The following is a 14,590-nucleotide window of genomic DNA, read 5'->3' on the forward strand; positions in this document are numbered from 1 at the left end:
ACAGAAGTGGAACTACTACGGGGAGCGATACGGACGTACGCCTGGGGCTCGCGTACGGCCATCGCCGAATTCACCGGACGACCGGTCCCGGCTGCCCATCCGGAGGCCGAGTTGTGGTTGGGTGCGCATCCGGCCGACCCGGCCTGGCTGGAGACAGCGGGCGGCGAAACCTCGTTGTTGCAAACATTGGTCGCCGACCCCGATGGCCAGCTCGGCTCGGTGGCCCGGGCGCGGTTCGGCGATGTGCTGCCATTTTTGGTCAAGGTCCTCGCGGCTGACGAGCCGCTGTCGCTGCAGGCCCATCCCAGCGCCGAGCAGGCCGCCGAGGGGTACCTGCGCGAGGAGCGGCTGGGCATTCCGGTGTCGTCCCCGGTGCGCAACTATCGCGATTCCAGTCACAAGCCGGAGTTGCTGGTGGCGCTGCAACCGTTCGAGGCGCTGGCCGGGTTCCGTCCGGCGGCGCACACCATCGAACTTCTGCGGGCGTTGGCGGTCTCCGACCTCGACCCGTTCATCGAGCTGCTGAACGACCAGTCCGACGCCGATGGTTTGCGCGCGCTGTTCACCACCTGGATCACCGCTCCGCAGCCCGACATCGATGTGCTGGTGCCCGCGGTGCTCGACGGCGCTATCAACTACGTCAGTTCCGGCGCAACGCAATTCGCCGCCGAAGCCAAGACCGTGCTGGAGCTGGGTGAGCGTTATCCCGGCGACGCCGGTGTGCTGGCCGCGTTGCTGCTCAACCGCATCAGCCTGGCGCCCGGCGAGGCGATCTTTTTGTCGGCCGGCAACCTGCACACCTATCTGCGCGGCATCGCCGTGGAGGTTATGGCCAACTCCGACAATGTGTTACGGGGCGGCTTGACGCCCAAACACGTCGATGTGCCCGAATTGCTGCGGGTGCTGGACTTCACGCCCACCACCGAAGCGCAGCTGCGGCCGGCGACGCACCGCGACGGGCTGTCGCAGGTCTACGACACCCCGACCGACGAGTTCGCGGTGTCGGTGCTGACCCTCGATCACGACCATCTCGGTCACGAGGTCGATGCACCGTCGCGCCACGACGGTCCGCAGATCCTGCTGTGCACCGAGGGCCGCGCCACGGTGCACGGGAAAACCGCGGCGTTGACGCTCGAACGCGGCGCAGCTGCTTGGGTGGGCGCCGACGACGGGCCGATCCGACTGGTCGCTGACCAGCCCAGCAAGTTGTTCCGGGCCACCGTGGGCCTGTGAGCGAGGCCGGTAGCACCCGCGCGATTCTGGCCGCGCTGGCCGCCAACGCCGGCATTGCCGTCGCCAAGTTCATCGGGTTTTTGATCACCGGCAGTTCCTCGATGCTCGCTGAGGCGGTGCATTCGGTGGCCGATACGTCCAATCAAGCACTGCTGCTGTTGGGACAGCGAGAAGCGCGTAAACAAGCCGACGCCCTGCACCCGTTCGGATATGGCCGCAGTCGCTACTTCTGGTCGTTTGTCGTGGCGTTGGTGTTGTTCACCCTCGGTGCGGTATTCGCGCTCTACGAGGGCTACCACAAGATCACTCACCCCACCGAGCTCGATTCCGCGGTGGTGGCGCTGATAATCCTGTTTGCGGCAATCATGTTGGAAGCGTTCAGTTTTCGCACCGCCATGAAAGAATCGCGGCCGCTGAAGGGCGACGCGAGCTGGTGGCGATTCATTCGCAACTCGCGCAATCCCGAACTGCCGGTGGTGTTGCTGGAGGACACCGGTGCGCTCATCGGGTTGGTGTTCGCCCTGGCCGGCGTCGGCTTGAGCGTCGCCACCGGTGACCCGGTGTGGGACGGGATCGGCACCGTCGGCATCGGCCTGCTGCTGGGCCTTATCGCGATCATCCTGATGGTCGAGATGCACAGCCTGTTGATCGGCGAAGGCGCCACCATTGCCCAGACCCAAGCGATCCGGGCGGCGTTGGAATCAACCGAGCACGTCGACCGGCTGATCCACCTCCGTACCCAGTACCTGGGCCCCGACGAGCTGCTGGTGGCGGCCAAGATCGCGGTGGGTCCGCACGTCGAGTTGGCCACGGTCGCGGCCACCATCGACGCGGCCGAGGCCAACATCCGGGCCGCGGTGCCGGCGGCGCGGGTGATTTACCTCGAACCCGATCTGGATCGCGCGCTTTCGGGGTAGCCCCCGCCCCGGGATGGCCGGCGCTCGGTCAGCCAAAGTCGCATGTTGTGTCGGATCGCGCGGCCGACGAGCCGCGCCGAAGGCACCATGTAAAGGCTGTCGAGCAAGGAGAATCGACGCAAAAACCATTCGGCCAGAACGGGATCGGTCTCGGCGGCACCGAGGAACTGGTCGAACAAGTTACCGACCGTGCGATACCACCGCGGCATCGAGCCGCCGGCGTGATGAAACGAAAAGTCGCCGATAGCGTTCATCATCCACACCGGGAAGGTGGTCTTGGCGGTGGCCCGGTTCAGTTCGCTCGCTACATCGCCGTCCGGTTGCTGCAGCGCTCGGCGAAGGTGACCGGCCTGCAGCGACGTCATCGTCATCCCCTGCCCGAAGGTCGGGTCGAAGCTGGCTACCGCATCCCCGAGCGGCACGATCCCAGCCGGGAAGCGGTCGAGTTTGTCATAACGGCGCCATCTGCTGGTCGGGAAGCGGTGGAACGCCATCTCGCCGATCGGTTCGGACTGGTCGAGCGCGGCGGTGAATTCGGCGGGCAGCAGCTTTTTGGCAAGCGTCAGCATTTCGGAAAAGTCATGCGGTGGTTCGACTTTGGCCACGCCGAAGGTAGTCAGCATCCAAGTCCCGTCTTCGTAACCCAGCATCCCCAGGCCGAGTGGCTGCTGGCGCGATGCGCCGGCAACGACCACCCGCTCCCGGATGACTGCGTCAGGCAGACGGAACTGGTGTGAGGCATAGCCGATGCCGACGTCGACAACGTCCTCACGCGGCCGCTGATATCCCCACTGCTCCAGCCATACCGGTAGCCGGGTGCCCCGGCCCGCCGCGTCGACGACGAGGTCGGCGGCGACTTCGGTCGGGCCATCGTCGCCCTCGACCAAGACGCCGGTCACCCGGTGCGCGGCAGCATCGAACCGTGGTTCGCGGACCGCGCCGCGCTGGATCTCGACGTTGCCGATTTCGCGCACCCGGCGCCGGATCTGCCATTCCAGTTGCGGCCGGCTGGGTACATAGGCGGTGAACTCGTCGCGCAGGGTTCGCCCGGTTCCCAGCACATGGCCGGCGGCGCCGAAGTAAATGCAGTCCGGCCGGTTCTCCAGAATCGGCACCCCGGCGGCCACCATGTCGTCGAGCAGACCCGGGAACAACGCCTCGAATTCCACCGCGCCGCGCGCCATCAGCAGGTGCACATGCCGGCCCTGGGGGACCGCCGAGCGGTTGGCGGGGGCGCTGGGCATCTCGTCGCGCTCGAACACCGTCACCCGGTCATAGAAATCCGAGAGCACCCGCGCGGCGCAGAGCCCGGCGATGCTGGCCCCGATGACGGCTGCATGCCCCCGTGTGCTGTCCCCACCCATTAACCGCAGCGTACTCGGTACTGTGCCGTCAGATCGTGGGGAAAGGATGGGGGCATGGCCGGTCGATGGCGCACCAAATCAGTCGAACAATCGATCGCCGACACCGACGAGCCGAGCACTCGGTTGCGCAGGGAGCTGTCCTGGTGGCATCTGACCGTCTTCGGGGTTTCGGTGGTGATCGGCGCGGGGATCTTCACCGTCACCGCCTCGACAGCGGGCAACATCACCGGTCCGGCCATCTGGGTGTCGTTTTTGATCGCTGCATCCACCTGCGGATTGGCGGCGCTGTGCTACGCGGAGTTTTCCTCGACGCTTCCGGTGGCGGGCAGCGCCTACACCTTCTCTTACGCCACCTTCGGTGAGTTCCTGGCCTGGGTGATTGGCTGGAACCTGGTGCTGGAGTTGGCGATCGGCGCCGCTGTAGTGGCGAAGGGCTGGTCGAGTTACCTGGGCATGCTCCTCGGATTCCAAGCGGGCATAGTCATTTTCGATTCGGTCATGCTGGACTGGGGTGCATTGCTCATCGTCACGCTGGTGGCCACGTTGCTTGCGTTGGGCACCAAGCTCTCATCGCATTTCTCCGCTGTCGTCACCGCGATCAAGGTCGGCGTGGTGGTGTTGGTCGTGATCGTCGGGGCGTTCTACATCAAGCGCGCCAACTATTCACCGTTCATCCCGCCGCCGGAAGCCGACCACGCCGGAACCGGTGTCGACCAGTCGGTGTTGTCGCTGCTGACCGGTGCACAGACCAGCCACTACGGCTGGTACGGCGTGTTGGCCGGGGCGTCAATCGTGTTCTTCGCGTTCATCGGGTTCGACATCGTGGCCACGATGGCCGAGGAGACCAAGCACCCCCAGCGCGACGTCCCGCGCGGCATCCTGGCCTCGCTGGGAATCGTCACCGTGCTCTATGTCGCCGTGTCGATCGTGTTGTCCGGCATGGTGCCCTACACCGTGCTTCGGGACCGCCCTGATGGCCGGCACGCCAACCTCGCCACCGCGTTCACCGCCAACGGTGTGCATTGGGCCTCCAACATCATCTCCGTCGGGGCGCTGGCGGGCCTGACCACCGTGGTGATGGTGCTGATGCTCGGCCAGTGCCGGGTGCTGTTTGCGATGTCGCGCGACGGGTTGCTGCCCCGACAACTGGCCAGGACCGGCCCGCGCGGCACCCCGGTGCGCATCACCGTGGTGGTCGCGTTGCTGGTGGCGTTGGCCGCGTCGGCGTTTCCGATGACCAAGCTCGAAGAGATGGTCAACGTCGGGACACTGTTCGCCTTCGTGCTGGTGTCGGCCGGCGTGATCGTGCTGCGCCGGACCCGCCCGGACCTGCCGCGCGGCTTCCGCGCGCCCTGGGTGCCGTTGCTGCCGATCACGTCGGTGTGTGCATGCCTGTGGCTGATGCTCAACCTGACCGGGGTGACCTGGATCCGGTTCGGGGTGTGGATGGCCGTTGGCATCGTCATCTATGTCGGCTACGGGCGTCGGCATTCCGTCGTGGCAATCCGCGAGGCCGAGGCCGTCGACGTCCAGGTCGCCGCGGGCACCGCCACGCCCTAACTACTAATTTTACAAAATAGGGCTTTGTGTCTAGACAGGAGACACGAGAGTCGCTACTGTCAATCTCAACGTGCTTTGACTCACAAGGAGGGATTGACGATATGACCGCCGGACCCGGCCCGGACACGATGGTGTGGCAGGACAAAAAGCGCTACCTCTGGCTGCTTGGGCTGATCGCTCCGACCGCGTTGTTGGTGATCCTGCCCATCGTGTGGGCGATGAACCAGGCCGGCTGGCAGACCGCCTCGACGGTGCTGTTCTGGATCGGGCCGATCCTGGTCTATGTGGTGCTGCCACTGCTCGACCTGCGCTACGGGCCCGACGGACAAAATGCCCCCGACGAGGTGATGGAGCGGCTGGAGAACGACAAGTACTACCGCTACTGCACCTACATCTACATCCCGTTCCAGTACCTTTCCGTCATCGTCGGCGCTTATCTGTTCACCGCGTCGAACCTGAGCTGGCTAGGTTTCGAGGGGGCGCTCAACTGGCCGGCCAAGATCGGTTTGGCGCTGTCGGTGGGTGCGTTGGGCGGCATCGGCATCAACACCGCCCATGAGATGGGACACAAGAAGGACTCGCTGGAACGCTGGCTATCCAAGATCACTCTGGCGCAGACCTGGTACGGACACTTCTACATCGAGCACAACCGCGGCCACCATGTGCGGGTGGCCACCCCGGAAGACCCCGCGTCGGCCCGGTTCGGCGAGACGTTCTGGGAGTTCTTCCCCCGCAGCGTCATCGGCAGCCTGCGTTCGGCCTGGCGGCTGGAAGCGCAACGGATGCGTCGGCTCGAAAAGAGTCCCTGGCACCTGTCCAACGACGTGCTCAACGCCTGGCTGATGTCGGTGGTGTTCTGGGCGGTGATGCTCGCGATCTTCGGGCCGGCGCTGATTCCGTTCATGATCATCCAGGCGGTCTACGGATTCTCGTTGCTGGAGTCGGTCAACTACCTTGAGCACTACGGTCTGCTGCGACAACAACTTCCGAATGGCCGCTACGAGCGCTGTACGCCCGAACACAGCTGGAACTCCGACCACATCGTGACCAACCTGTTCCTGTATCACCTGCAGCGGCACAGTGATCACCACGCCAACCCGACCCGGCGCTACCAGACGCTGCGCAGCATGGCCGACGCGCCGAATCTGCCCAGCGGCTATGCATCACTGATCGGGCTGACCTACTTCCCGCCACTGTGGCGACGGCTGATGGACCACCGGGTGCTGGAGCACTACAGCGGCGACATCACCCGCGTCAACGTGCAGCCGCGGCTGCGGGAGAAGATGCTGGCTCGGTATGGGGCGGTGGCGTGATGGCGTCGTACCGGTGCCCGGGCTGCGGCTACGTGTACGACGAAGCCAAAGGCGCTGCCCGGGAAGGCTTTCCGGCCGGCACGCCATGGGACCGCGTTCCCGACGATTGGTGCTGCCCCGACTGTGGAGTTCGCGAGAAAGTCGATTTCGAGATGCGTCCGATGACGATGCGTGCCGGAACGGCACGAGGAGGAGTCGGACAATTAAAGGAGGTAACCCGATGAGCGACTACAAGCTGTTCGTCTGCGTCCAGTGCGGCTTCGAATACGACGAGGCCAAGGGCTGGCCGGAAGACGGCATCGCCCCCGGCACCCGCTGGGACGACATCCCCGACGACTGGAGTTGCCCGGACTGCGGCGCGGCCAAGTCCGACTTCGACATGGTGGAGATCGCGCGCTCGTGACAACTACCCTCACGCATGTGAAGCAACGGGTCCCGTACGCCGAGGCGTCGCGGGTCCTCTTGCGCGATTCGGTGCTCGACGCGATGCGCGAATTGCTGGGCACCCGCGACTGGTCGGCCATCACGCTTGCGGACGTGGCCGGCGCTGCGGGCATCAGCCGCCAGACCATCTACAACGAGTTCGGGTCGCGCCAAGGCCTGGCGCAGGGTTACGCGCTCCGACTGGCCGATCGGTTGGTCGATGCCGTCGCCGACGCGATCTGCTCCAACGTCGGCGATGTCTACGCCGCGTTCCTGGAGGGCTTCCGCAACTTCTTCACCGAGTCAGCCGCCGACCCGCTGGTCATCTCGCTGCTCACCGGAGTTGCCAAGCCCGACCTGCTGCAGATCATCACCATCGACAGCGGCCCGATCATCACCCGGTGCTCGCAGCGATTGACGGCCACGTTCCAGCACAGCTGGGTCAAAGCCAGCGAGGAAGATTCCGGCATACTGGCACGCGCCGTCGTGCGGCTGGCCATCAGCTATGTGTCCATGCCGCCGGAGGCCGATCACGACGTGGCCGCCGATCTGGCCCGGCTCTTCACTCCGGCCGCTGAACGCTACGGGGAGCTCGGTTAGCGGGCAGGTGGGCGCACGGCCCAGTGGAGCAATAGGGTTTAGTCGGGACCGACTGAACCCGGCATTCGCGCGCCGGCTGCGGCGGACTAATATGTATGCAAGCTAACTAGTTGACCAGACGAGGATTGGGCCTACATGACGACCACCGAAAACGCGCTGAGCGCCGACGTGCGCAACGGCATCGAATACAAGGTCGCTGACCTGTCGTTGGCCGACTTCGGCCGCAAGGAGATTCGGCTGGCCGAGCACGAGATGCCGGGCCTGATGTCACTGCGCCGCGAGTACGCCGAGGTGGCGCCGCTCAAGGGTGCCCGGATCTCGGGTTCGTTGCACATGACCGTGCAGACCGCGGTGTTGATCGAGACGCTGGTGTCGCTGGGCGCCGAGGTGCGCTGGGCATCCTGCAACATCTTCTCCACTCAAGACCATGCGGCGGCCGCAGTGGTCGTCGGCCCGCACGGCACCCCCGAGGAGCCGAAGGGCACCTCGGTGTTCGCCTGGAAAGGCGAGACGCTGGAGGAATACTGGTGGGCCGCTGAGCAGATGCTGACCTGGTCGGGCGAGCCGGCCAACATGATCCTCGACGACGGCGGCGACGCCACCATGCTGGTGTTGCGCGGCGCGCAATTCGAAAAGGCCGGTGTGGTGCCGCCTGCCGAGGAAGACGACTCGGCCGAGTACCGGATCTTCCTCGACTTGCTGCGCAATCGCTTCGAGACCGACAAGGGTAAGTGGACGAAGATCGCCGAGTCGATCAAGGGCGTCACCGAGGAGACCACCACCGGGGTGTTGCGGCTCTACCAGTTCGCCGCCGCCGGCGACCTGGAGTTCCCGGCGATCAACGTCAACGACTCGGTGACCAAGTCCAAGTTCGACAACAAGTACGGCTGCCGGCACTCGCTGATCGACGGCATCAACCGCGGCACCGACGTGCTGATCGGTGGAAAGAAGGCGTTGGTCTGCGGGTACGGCGACGTCGGCAAGGGCTGCGCGGAGTCGCTGGCCGGCCAGGGGGCCCGGGTCACCGTCACCGAGATCGACCCGATCAACGCGCTGCAGGCGCTGATGGAGGGCTACGACGTCAAAACCGTCGAGCAGGCCATCGGCGAGGCCGACATCGTCGTCACCACCACCGGCAACAAGGACATCATCACGCTGGAGCACATGAAGGCGATGAAGGACCAGGCGATCCTGGGCAACATCGGCCACTTCGACAACGAGATCCAGATGGCCGCGCTGGAAAAGTCCGGCGCCACCCGCGACAACATCAAGCCGCAGGTCGACGTGTGGACGTTCGGCGATACCGGCCGCTCGATCATCGTGCTGTCCGAGGGCCGGTTGCTCAACCTCGGCAACGCCACCGGTCACCCGTCGTTCGTGATGAGCAACAGCTTCTCCAACCAGGTGATCGCCCAGATCGAGTTGTGGACCAAGAACGACGAGTACGACAACGAGGTCTACCGACTGCCTAAGCACCTCGACGAGAAGGTGGCCCGCATCCACGTCACCGCGCTCGGCGGTGAACTCACGAAGCTGACCAAGGAGCAGGCCGAGTACATCGGCGTCGACGTCGAGGGCCCGTACAAGCCCGACCACTACCGCTACTAAGCGGGTTCGGTTCACCGAGATCGACGTTAGAGCTGATTTTCGCGAGAAAAGTGGCGCTACTGTCGATCTCGGTGAAAATGAGGAGCGGCTAGCCGGTCGCTTCGTCGCGGTCTAGTCCGGCCAGCAGCGCATCACGGGCGCGGGCGACGCGGGATCGAATGGTGCCCACCGGGCAGCCGCACACTGCGGCGGCGTCGGCATAGGACAGGCCGAGGAACTGCGTGAGCAGCAGCGCCTCTCGCTGCTCGGTGGACAGACCGGCAATCATCGTGGTCACCTCGACGAGGTCCTCGAATCCCCGGGTAGGGCGGTCGCGGTTGAGGAGCTGCTCAGGATCAGCACCGTGGGCGGTGCGAGGCCGGGACTGGGCATGACGGATGTGGTCGGCGACGACGCGTCGCGCGATGGCCAACAGCCAGGTTCGCGCGCTGGAACGCCCGGAGAAGCGCTGGATGGCGCCGATCGCCCGCAGAAAGGTTTCCTGAGCCAGGTCGTCGGCGCTGGTGCCGTCCGACAGGTACGCGACAAAACGCCACACGTCTTGTTGGGTGGCTTTGATAAACGCCTCGAGTGCCCGGGCGTCGCCGCGTGCGGCGGTCAAAGCTAGTGCGGTAACGGCCTCGTCGTCGCTACGCGCAGTCATGACCACTCACCTTAAACTCGACCGACCCACCCGTCTACGACGGGCCGTCGTAGACCATGATGTCAGGCCGCTGAACGATTGACCGGGCGCAGGTGTCCGCGCCGTCGAGCACTGGTCACCGCCGCGGTCAGCACAAGTTCGCTCGTGGCCGCGTCGCCGGCTGCGCTGGGCCGACCTGCTCCGGCGCGGTTTCGCGCCACCAGCAACGCGAACAACAAACCAACCAGCAACGGCAGGTGGCTGGCGACCCGAGAAGCGGTCACCTGCCCGGTGTAGCTGTCGACGGCCACATAACCCAGCAGCGCAACCGCATACGCGCCGGCGATCGCCGCGACACCTACCGCGGCGGTGGTCCAGATGCCCGCGGCAATCATCGCGGCTCCGAGCGCCAGTAACCATGCAGTGGACTCGTGCAGCAGGTGCGCGCCGGTTGCCGCGCCGTGCATGTGAGTGGACACCATGCCGAAATCGATGCCGGCGATCTGCGCCGACGCCAGCGCGACCTGGATCAGCCCGGCCATGATCAGCGCCCACCGGCGGTAGTCCGACGCCAGCCCTCGCCACCAACGCCGATGCAGCGCAACGGGCGCCACGCCGACAGCCGCCATGATCTGCTCGACCATGTCCGGTCCGTGGCCCGCTTCGAGCGAGGCCAGTTGTCGGGTCTGTACCGCCACGCCGATCAGCCAGGCACGGCAATCCGGACACGATCCCAGATGGGCATCGACCCGCTGGGCCGGCACCTGCTGCGGCTCGCCGTCCAGCCGCGCCGATAGCGCTTCACGCGCAACCTCACACCGCATCTTTGTATCGTCGCTCATTTCTGTGTCTTTTGCACAAAGGCTTCTTCGGCGGGAACCAAACCGCGCCGCGTGCCGACCACTGTAGGTACACAACGCGAGATTCCGGAAGGGGTGTTTGTGTCCCTGCGAGTTGTTCCCGAGGGCCTCAGCGCGACCAGCGCTGCCGTCGAGGCATTGACCGCGCGGCTTGCGGCCGCGGAGGCCGGTGCATCGCCGTTGATTTCGGCGGTGCTGCCGCCCGCCGCTGATCCGGTCTCGCTGCAGACGGCGGTCGGATTCAGCGCGCATGGCGCCGAGCATTCCGTGGTCGGCGCCCAAGGCGTGGCCGAGCTCGGCCGGGCGGGGGTCGGCACTGGTGAGTCCGCCGCCAGTTATGCCACCGGCGATGCCTCCGCGGCGTCGTCGTATCTGATCGCCGGCGGCCTATGACGGCGCCAATCTGGATGGCCTTGCCGCCGGAGGTGCATTCGGCAATGCTCAGCAGCGGCCCGGGCCCCGGGTCGTTGCTGGCGGCCGCAGCGGCGTGGTCGTCGTTGGGCGCCGAGTACGGTTCGGCGGCAGGCGAACTCAGCGCGGTGTTGGCCGGCGCGCAGGCGGTGTGGGAAGGCCCCAGCGCGGCGCGATATGTGGCCGCGCACGGGCCGTATCTGAGCTGGCTATCTGAGAGTGCCGAGAAGAGCACAGTCGCGGCGGCTCTGCACGAGACCGCTGCCGGCGCCTACGTGTCCGCGCTGGCCGTCATGCCCACGCTGCCAGAACTCGCCGCAAACCACGCCATCCACGCGACATTGGTGGCCACCAACTTCTTCGGGATCAACACCATCCCGATTGCGCTCAACGAAGCCGACTACCTGCGCATGTGGGTGCTGGCCGCCGAGACGATGACCACCTATCAGGTGGTCGCCGGGTCGGCTCTGGCCGCGGTGCCCGCGACGGTGCCTGCCCCACCGATCATGGTGCCGGGGGGTGAGGCCAGCACCGCGGCTGCGACAACCCAATCGGCCGCTGCGGCCCCGGCGGCTGACGCCGGCGCTCATCTCAACAGCGCGGATGCGAGTTCGTCGTGGCAAGACCGCCTGGCGGCCCGCCTCTCGGACATCACCCAGAACATCCTTTGGCCGCTCGGCAAGGAGATCTACCCCGATGGATGGCCGATTCCCGCGGTTCCGTTCGTCAATGGCATCACCTCAATCCTGATGCAGATCCCCGGAATGTCACCTGCGCTCGCAACCGCTATGGGCTGGTTCATCTTCCATTCGTTGATGCTGGTGTGGCCTTTCGTGCAGATGGCCCCGACCTTGTTGATGGCTGTTGTTCCAATGGTGGGGGCCGTCGCAATCGGCGGCGTGGCGGGAGTAGCGGCCGGGATCGCCGCAGCCGCGGCCAGCGTCTCGGTTCCTCCGGTAGCGGACATGCCGGCCGCGGCGGCGATTCCGGCGCCCTTGGGCTCGGCGCCGGCGCCACTGACGGCGGGCGGTACCGCAACAACGGTGACGAACGCCCCGAGCACATCCACCGCCGCAACCCCCAGCACGGCCTCAGCGATGGGCGGCGGACCGGCCGGCGGCGGTCCCGGAGTTGGCTTCGGTCCGACCGCCACCGACACACTGGGAGCCAACGCGTCGATGACCGACGTGTCCTACGCGGTGGGCGCGACGGGACTGTCGGCCCGGAGCAGCGCTGCAAGCCGTCGCTCACGCGATCAGGAGCAGGAATCGCCGGTGGACAATTCCGCGGCGGCCGCAGCAAAGGCGGCGGCGACCCGTGAGCAAGCGCGGGCCCGGCGGCGCGCAAAAGTCACAGAGCTGGGCCGCGGTTACGAGTACATGGATCTGGAGCCGGGGAACGACGACGACGCAGTTGACGCAGTGAGCGCCTCGGATCGGGGTGCTGGACCGCTGGGTTTTGCCGGGACGGGACGACAAGGCTCGACGGCCGAGGCGGCGGGGTTGACCACGCTGGCGGGTGACGAGTTCGGCGGTGGCCCGGCAATGCCGATGGTGCCGGGCAGTTGGACGCCCGGCAGCGGTGGACCGTAGTTAAAGGAAAGGGAACAGGATGAGTTTGTTGGATGCCCATATTCCGCAGTTGGTGGCGTCGCAGTCGGCGTTTGGGGCTAAGGCGGGGTTGATGCGCTCCACGATTGGGCAGGCTGAGCAGGAGGCTTTGTCGGCGCAGGCGTTTCATGTCGGGGAGTCCTCGGCGGCGTTTCAGGCTTCGCATGCCCGGTTTGTGGAGGTGGCGGCCAAGGTGAATGCGTTGTTGGATATCGCCCAGGCCAATTTGGGTGATGCCGCGGGCACTTATGTGGCGGCTGATGCGGCTGCGGCCAGTGGTTATAGCGGGTTCTGAGGCGAAGGGGTAACGCAATGTCGCAGATTATGTACAACTACCCGGCGATGTTGGCGCATGCCGGGGATATGGCTTCCTATGCGGCGACCATGCAGGGGTTGGGTGCCGATATCTCCAGTGAGCAGGCCGCGTTGTCGGGTGCTTGGCAAGGTGATACCGGGATGACCTATCAGGCGTGGCAGGCGCAGTGGAATCAGGCGATGGAAGAGTTGGTGCGGGCCTATCACGCGATGGCGGGCACCCATGAGACCAACACCATGGCCATGCTGGCCCGCGACCAAGCCGAAGCCGCCAAATGGGGCGGCTAACCCTCACCATCGCGACTGCGGTCAGCGCGGGCTAAACAGGCGTCGAAGGGCCGCGGCGATAGGCTCGCCCGGTGTTGATCGCAATCGAAGGCGTCGACGGCGCCGGCAAGCGGACCTTGTCGGGCGGGCTGCGCACCGCCTTCGAAGCCGCCGGTAAGTCGGTGGCCACGTGTGCGTTTCCCCGCTACGGGCAATCGGTGGCCGCCGACGTCGCGCACGAAGCTCTGCACGGACAGCACGGTGACCTCGCCTCGTCGGTGTATGCGATGGCCATGCTGTTCGCGCTGGACCGTGCCGGCGCGGCCGAGCAGATCCGCGAACTGTGCCGAGAGCACGATGTGGTGATCCTGGATCGCTACGTGGCGTCCAACGCCGCCTACAGCGCCGCGCGCCTGCATCAGCACGCCGACGGAGACGTGGCGGCCTGGGTGCAGCAGATCGAATACCAGCGGTTGCAGCTTCCTGTACCGGATTGGCAAGTGCTGCTTGGAGTTTCGGCTGAGCTGGCCGGTCAGCGCGCCCGCCGGCGGGCCCGGCAGGAGGCAAGCAGGGCGCGTGACGCCTACGAACGCGACGACGCACTGCAGCAGCGAACCCGGGAGGTCTATGCGGGTCTGGCGGCCGCGCAATGGGGCGGCCGATGGCTGGTCGTCGACGCCGACGTCGACCCCGAAGACCTGGCGGCTACCCTCGCCGGCGGCTGAACTGGAAGAAACGCGCGTGTGGTAGCCCAGTTTTGTCCCGTTCTGGTGACACCATGGACACCATGAGGCAAAGGATTCTCGTCGTCGATGACGACGCTTCGCTGGCCGAGATGCTCACCATCGTGCTGCGGGGGGAAGGTTTCGACACCGCAGTCATCGGTGACGGCACCCAGGCGCTCACCGCTGTGCGCGAACTGCGCCCCGATCTGGTGCTGCTGGACCTGATGCTGCCCGGCATGAATGGCATCGACGTGTGCCGGGTGCTGCGCGCGGACTCCGGTGTGCCCATCGTCATGCTCACCGCCAAGACCGACACCGTCGACGTGGTGTTGGGCTTGGAGTCGGGCGCCGACGACTACATCATGAAGCCGTTCAAGCCCAAGGAGCTGGTGGCCCGGGTGCGGGCACGGCTGCGGCGCAATGACGACGAGCCCGCCGAGATGCTGTCCATCGCCGACGTCGACATCGACGTACCGGCGCACAAGGTCACCCGCAACGGCGAACAGATCTCGCTGACGCCGCTGGAATTCGACCTGCTGGTGGCGCTGGCACGCAAACCACGCCAGGTGTTTACTCGTGATGTGCTGCTCGAACAGGTGTGGGGATACCGTCACCCCGCGGACACCCGCTTGGTGAACGTGCATGTCCAACGTCTGCGCGCCAAGGTTGAAAAAGACCCGGAGAACCCGACCGTTGTCCTGACCGTTCGAGGAGTGGGTTACAAGGCCGGACCTCCGTGATTCCGGGGCGGGTCCCCGCGAT

Annotated in this window: 17 protein-coding genes; 14 read left to right on the forward strand and 3 right to left on the reverse strand. The window is 65.9% G+C overall.

The genetic code is table 11. From position 1 onward, the window contains the following. The first annotated feature begins 6 nt into the window (after window positions 1-6). Together manA and AC5Y49_RS04920 are read left to right on the forward strand one after the other, a co-directional pair. Window positions 7-1,233, forward strand: coding sequence for a mannose-6-phosphate isomerase, class I (manA, locus tag AC5Y49_RS04915; RefSeq protein WP_499884689.1), 1,227 nt, complete (start codon window positions 7-9; stop codon window positions 1,231-1,233). Continuing rightward, on the forward strand, window positions 1,230-2,150 hold the full coding sequence (locus AC5Y49_RS04920) for a cation diffusion facilitator family transporter (RefSeq protein ID WP_499884690.1): 921 nt from the start codon (window positions 1,230-1,232) through the stop codon (window positions 2,148-2,150). The genes manA and AC5Y49_RS04920 overlap by 4 nt, the downstream gene beginning before the upstream one ends. Here AC5Y49_RS04920 and AC5Y49_RS04925 read toward each other — a convergent pair. Then, a complete protein-coding gene (locus AC5Y49_RS04925; RefSeq protein ID WP_499884691.1) occupies window positions 2,111-3,514 on the reverse strand; it encodes an FAD-dependent oxidoreductase in 1,404 nt (467 codons plus the stop codon). The two genes, AC5Y49_RS04920 and AC5Y49_RS04925, sit on opposite strands and share 40 nt — an antisense overlap. 54 nt (window positions 3,515-3,568) lie before the next feature. Here AC5Y49_RS04925 and AC5Y49_RS04930 point away from each other — a divergent pair, with 54 nt between their 5' ends. The 6 genes from AC5Y49_RS04930 to ahcY all read left to right on the forward strand — a co-directional run bounded on the left by AC5Y49_RS04930 (window position 3,569) and on the right by ahcY (window position 9,018). Then, window positions 3,569-5,074, forward strand: a complete 1,506-nt coding sequence (locus AC5Y49_RS04930) for an amino acid permease (protein WP_499884692.1) — start codon at window positions 3,569-3,571, stop codon at window positions 5,072-5,074. Window positions 5,075-5,175: 101 nt separating this feature from the next. After that, window positions 5,176-6,387: an alkane 1-monooxygenase gene (locus AC5Y49_RS04935; RefSeq protein WP_499884693.1), complete on the forward strand. Its 1,212-nt coding sequence runs from the start codon at window positions 5,176-5,178 to the stop codon at window positions 6,385-6,387. Further along, a complete protein-coding gene (locus tag AC5Y49_RS04940) occupies window positions 6,387-6,611 on the forward strand; it encodes a rubredoxin (RefSeq protein ID WP_499884694.1) in 225 nt (74 codons plus the stop codon). Before AC5Y49_RS04935 ends, AC5Y49_RS04940 begins: the two co-directional genes overlap by 1 nt. Continuing rightward, complete coding sequence (locus AC5Y49_RS04945; protein ID WP_499884695.1) at window positions 6,608-6,790, forward strand: rubredoxin; 183 nt, start codon at window positions 6,608-6,610, stop codon at window positions 6,788-6,790. Before AC5Y49_RS04940 ends, AC5Y49_RS04945 begins: the two co-directional genes overlap by 4 nt. After that, entirely contained in the window at window positions 6,787-7,410 is a 624-nt protein-coding gene (alkX, locus tag AC5Y49_RS04950; protein WP_499884696.1) for a TetR family transcriptional regulator AlkX, read from the forward strand. Before AC5Y49_RS04945 ends, alkX begins: the two co-directional genes overlap by 4 nt. A 135-nt stretch (window positions 7,411-7,545) precedes the next feature. Beyond that, the gene (gene ahcY / locus AC5Y49_RS04955; RefSeq protein ID WP_499884697.1) at window positions 7,546-9,018 is read left to right on the forward strand and encodes an adenosylhomocysteinase; all 1,473 of its coding nucleotides are present in this window, start codon (window positions 7,546-7,548) and stop codon (window positions 9,016-9,018) included. A gap of 88 nt (window positions 9,019-9,106) precedes the next feature. Here ahcY and sigC read toward each other — a convergent pair whose 3' ends face one another. Together sigC and AC5Y49_RS04965 are read right to left on the reverse strand one after the other, a co-directional pair. Continuing rightward, window positions 9,107-9,661 (reverse strand): RNA polymerase sigma factor SigC, encoded by a 555-nt coding sequence (sigC, locus tag AC5Y49_RS04960; protein WP_499884698.1) that lies wholly within the window; start codon window positions 9,659-9,661, stop codon window positions 9,107-9,109. 62 nt (window positions 9,662-9,723) lie between these two features. After that, the gene (locus AC5Y49_RS04965; RefSeq protein ID WP_499884699.1) at window positions 9,724-10,482 is read right to left on the reverse strand and encodes a DUF2275 domain-containing protein; all 759 of its coding nucleotides are present in this window, start codon (window positions 10,480-10,482) and stop codon (window positions 9,724-9,726) included. A gap of 99 nt (window positions 10,483-10,581) precedes the next feature. On the opposite strand from AC5Y49_RS04965, the gene AC5Y49_RS04970 reads away from it, so the two are divergent. From AC5Y49_RS04970 to mtrA, 6 genes are all read left to right on the forward strand, one after another. Next, the gene (locus AC5Y49_RS04970; RefSeq protein ID WP_499884700.1) at window positions 10,582-10,893 is read left to right on the forward strand and encodes a PE family protein; all 312 of its coding nucleotides are present in this window, start codon (window positions 10,582-10,584) and stop codon (window positions 10,891-10,893) included. Further along, window positions 10,890-12,503 (forward strand): PPE family protein, encoded by a 1,614-nt coding sequence (locus AC5Y49_RS04975; protein ID WP_499884701.1) that lies wholly within the window; start codon window positions 10,890-10,892, stop codon window positions 12,501-12,503. Before AC5Y49_RS04970 ends, AC5Y49_RS04975 begins: the two co-directional genes overlap by 4 nt. Window positions 12,504-12,522: 19 nt before the next feature. Further along, window positions 12,523-12,816, forward strand: coding sequence for a type VII secretion system protein EsxG (esxG, locus tag AC5Y49_RS04980; RefSeq protein ID WP_499884702.1), 294 nt, complete (start codon window positions 12,523-12,525; stop codon window positions 12,814-12,816). A 17-nt stretch (window positions 12,817-12,833) separates the two neighbouring features. Next, entirely contained in the window at window positions 12,834-13,124 is a 291-nt protein-coding gene (locus tag AC5Y49_RS04985) for a WXG100 family type VII secretion target (RefSeq protein WP_499884703.1), read from the forward strand. A 71-nt stretch (window positions 13,125-13,195) separates the two neighbouring features. After that, window positions 13,196-13,828, forward strand: coding sequence for a dTMP kinase (locus AC5Y49_RS04990; protein WP_499884704.1), 633 nt, complete (start codon window positions 13,196-13,198; stop codon window positions 13,826-13,828). A gap of 53 nt (window positions 13,829-13,881) precedes the next feature. Then, window positions 13,882-14,568: a two-component system response regulator MtrA gene (gene mtrA / locus AC5Y49_RS04995; protein ID WP_015354856.1), complete on the forward strand. Its 687-nt coding sequence runs from the start codon at window positions 13,882-13,884 to the stop codon at window positions 14,566-14,568. The last annotated feature ends 22 nt before the right edge of the window (window positions 14,569-14,590 follow it).

The organism is Mycobacterium sp. NGS62 (assembly GCF_059812285.1).

What these genes read in the sequence shown, in the direction of transcription:
- mtrA (WP_015354856.1), top strand. Translation starts at nt 13,882, where the DNA reads ATGGACACCATGAGGCAAAGGATTCTCGTCGTCGATGACGACGCTTCG.
- AC5Y49_RS04925 (WP_499884691.1), bottom strand. Translation starts at nt 3,514, where the DNA reads ATGGGTGGGGACAGCACACGGGGGCATGCAGCCGTCATCGGGGCCAGC.
- AC5Y49_RS04940 (WP_499884694.1), top strand. Translation starts at nt 6,387, where the DNA reads ATGGCGTCGTACCGGTGCCCGGGCTGCGGCTACGTGTACGACGAAGCC.
- AC5Y49_RS04975 (WP_499884701.1), top strand. Translation starts at nt 10,890, where the DNA reads ATGACGGCGCCAATCTGGATGGCCTTGCCGCCGGAGGTGCATTCGGCA.
- AC5Y49_RS04985 (WP_499884703.1), top strand. Translation starts at nt 12,834, where the DNA reads ATGTCGCAGATTATGTACAACTACCCGGCGATGTTGGCGCATGCCGGG.
- AC5Y49_RS04935 (WP_499884693.1), top strand. Translation starts at nt 5,176, where the DNA reads ATGACCGCCGGACCCGGCCCGGACACGATGGTGTGGCAGGACAAAAAG.
- esxG (WP_499884702.1), top strand. Translation starts at nt 12,523, where the DNA reads ATGAGTTTGTTGGATGCCCATATTCCGCAGTTGGTGGCGTCGCAGTCG.
- sigC (WP_499884698.1), bottom strand. Translation starts at nt 9,661, where the DNA reads ATGACTGCGCGTAGCGACGACGAGGCCGTTACCGCACTAGCTTTGACC.
- AC5Y49_RS04930 (WP_499884692.1), top strand. Translation starts at nt 3,569, where the DNA reads ATGGCCGGTCGATGGCGCACCAAATCAGTCGAACAATCGATCGCCGAC.
- AC5Y49_RS04945 (WP_499884695.1), top strand. Translation starts at nt 6,608, where the DNA reads ATGAGCGACTACAAGCTGTTCGTCTGCGTCCAGTGCGGCTTCGAATAC.
- AC5Y49_RS04965 (WP_499884699.1), bottom strand. Translation starts at nt 10,482, where the DNA reads ATGAGCGACGATACAAAGATGCGGTGTGAGGTTGCGCGTGAAGCGCTA.
- ahcY (WP_499884697.1), top strand. Translation starts at nt 7,546, where the DNA reads ATGACGACCACCGAAAACGCGCTGAGCGCCGACGTGCGCAACGGCATC.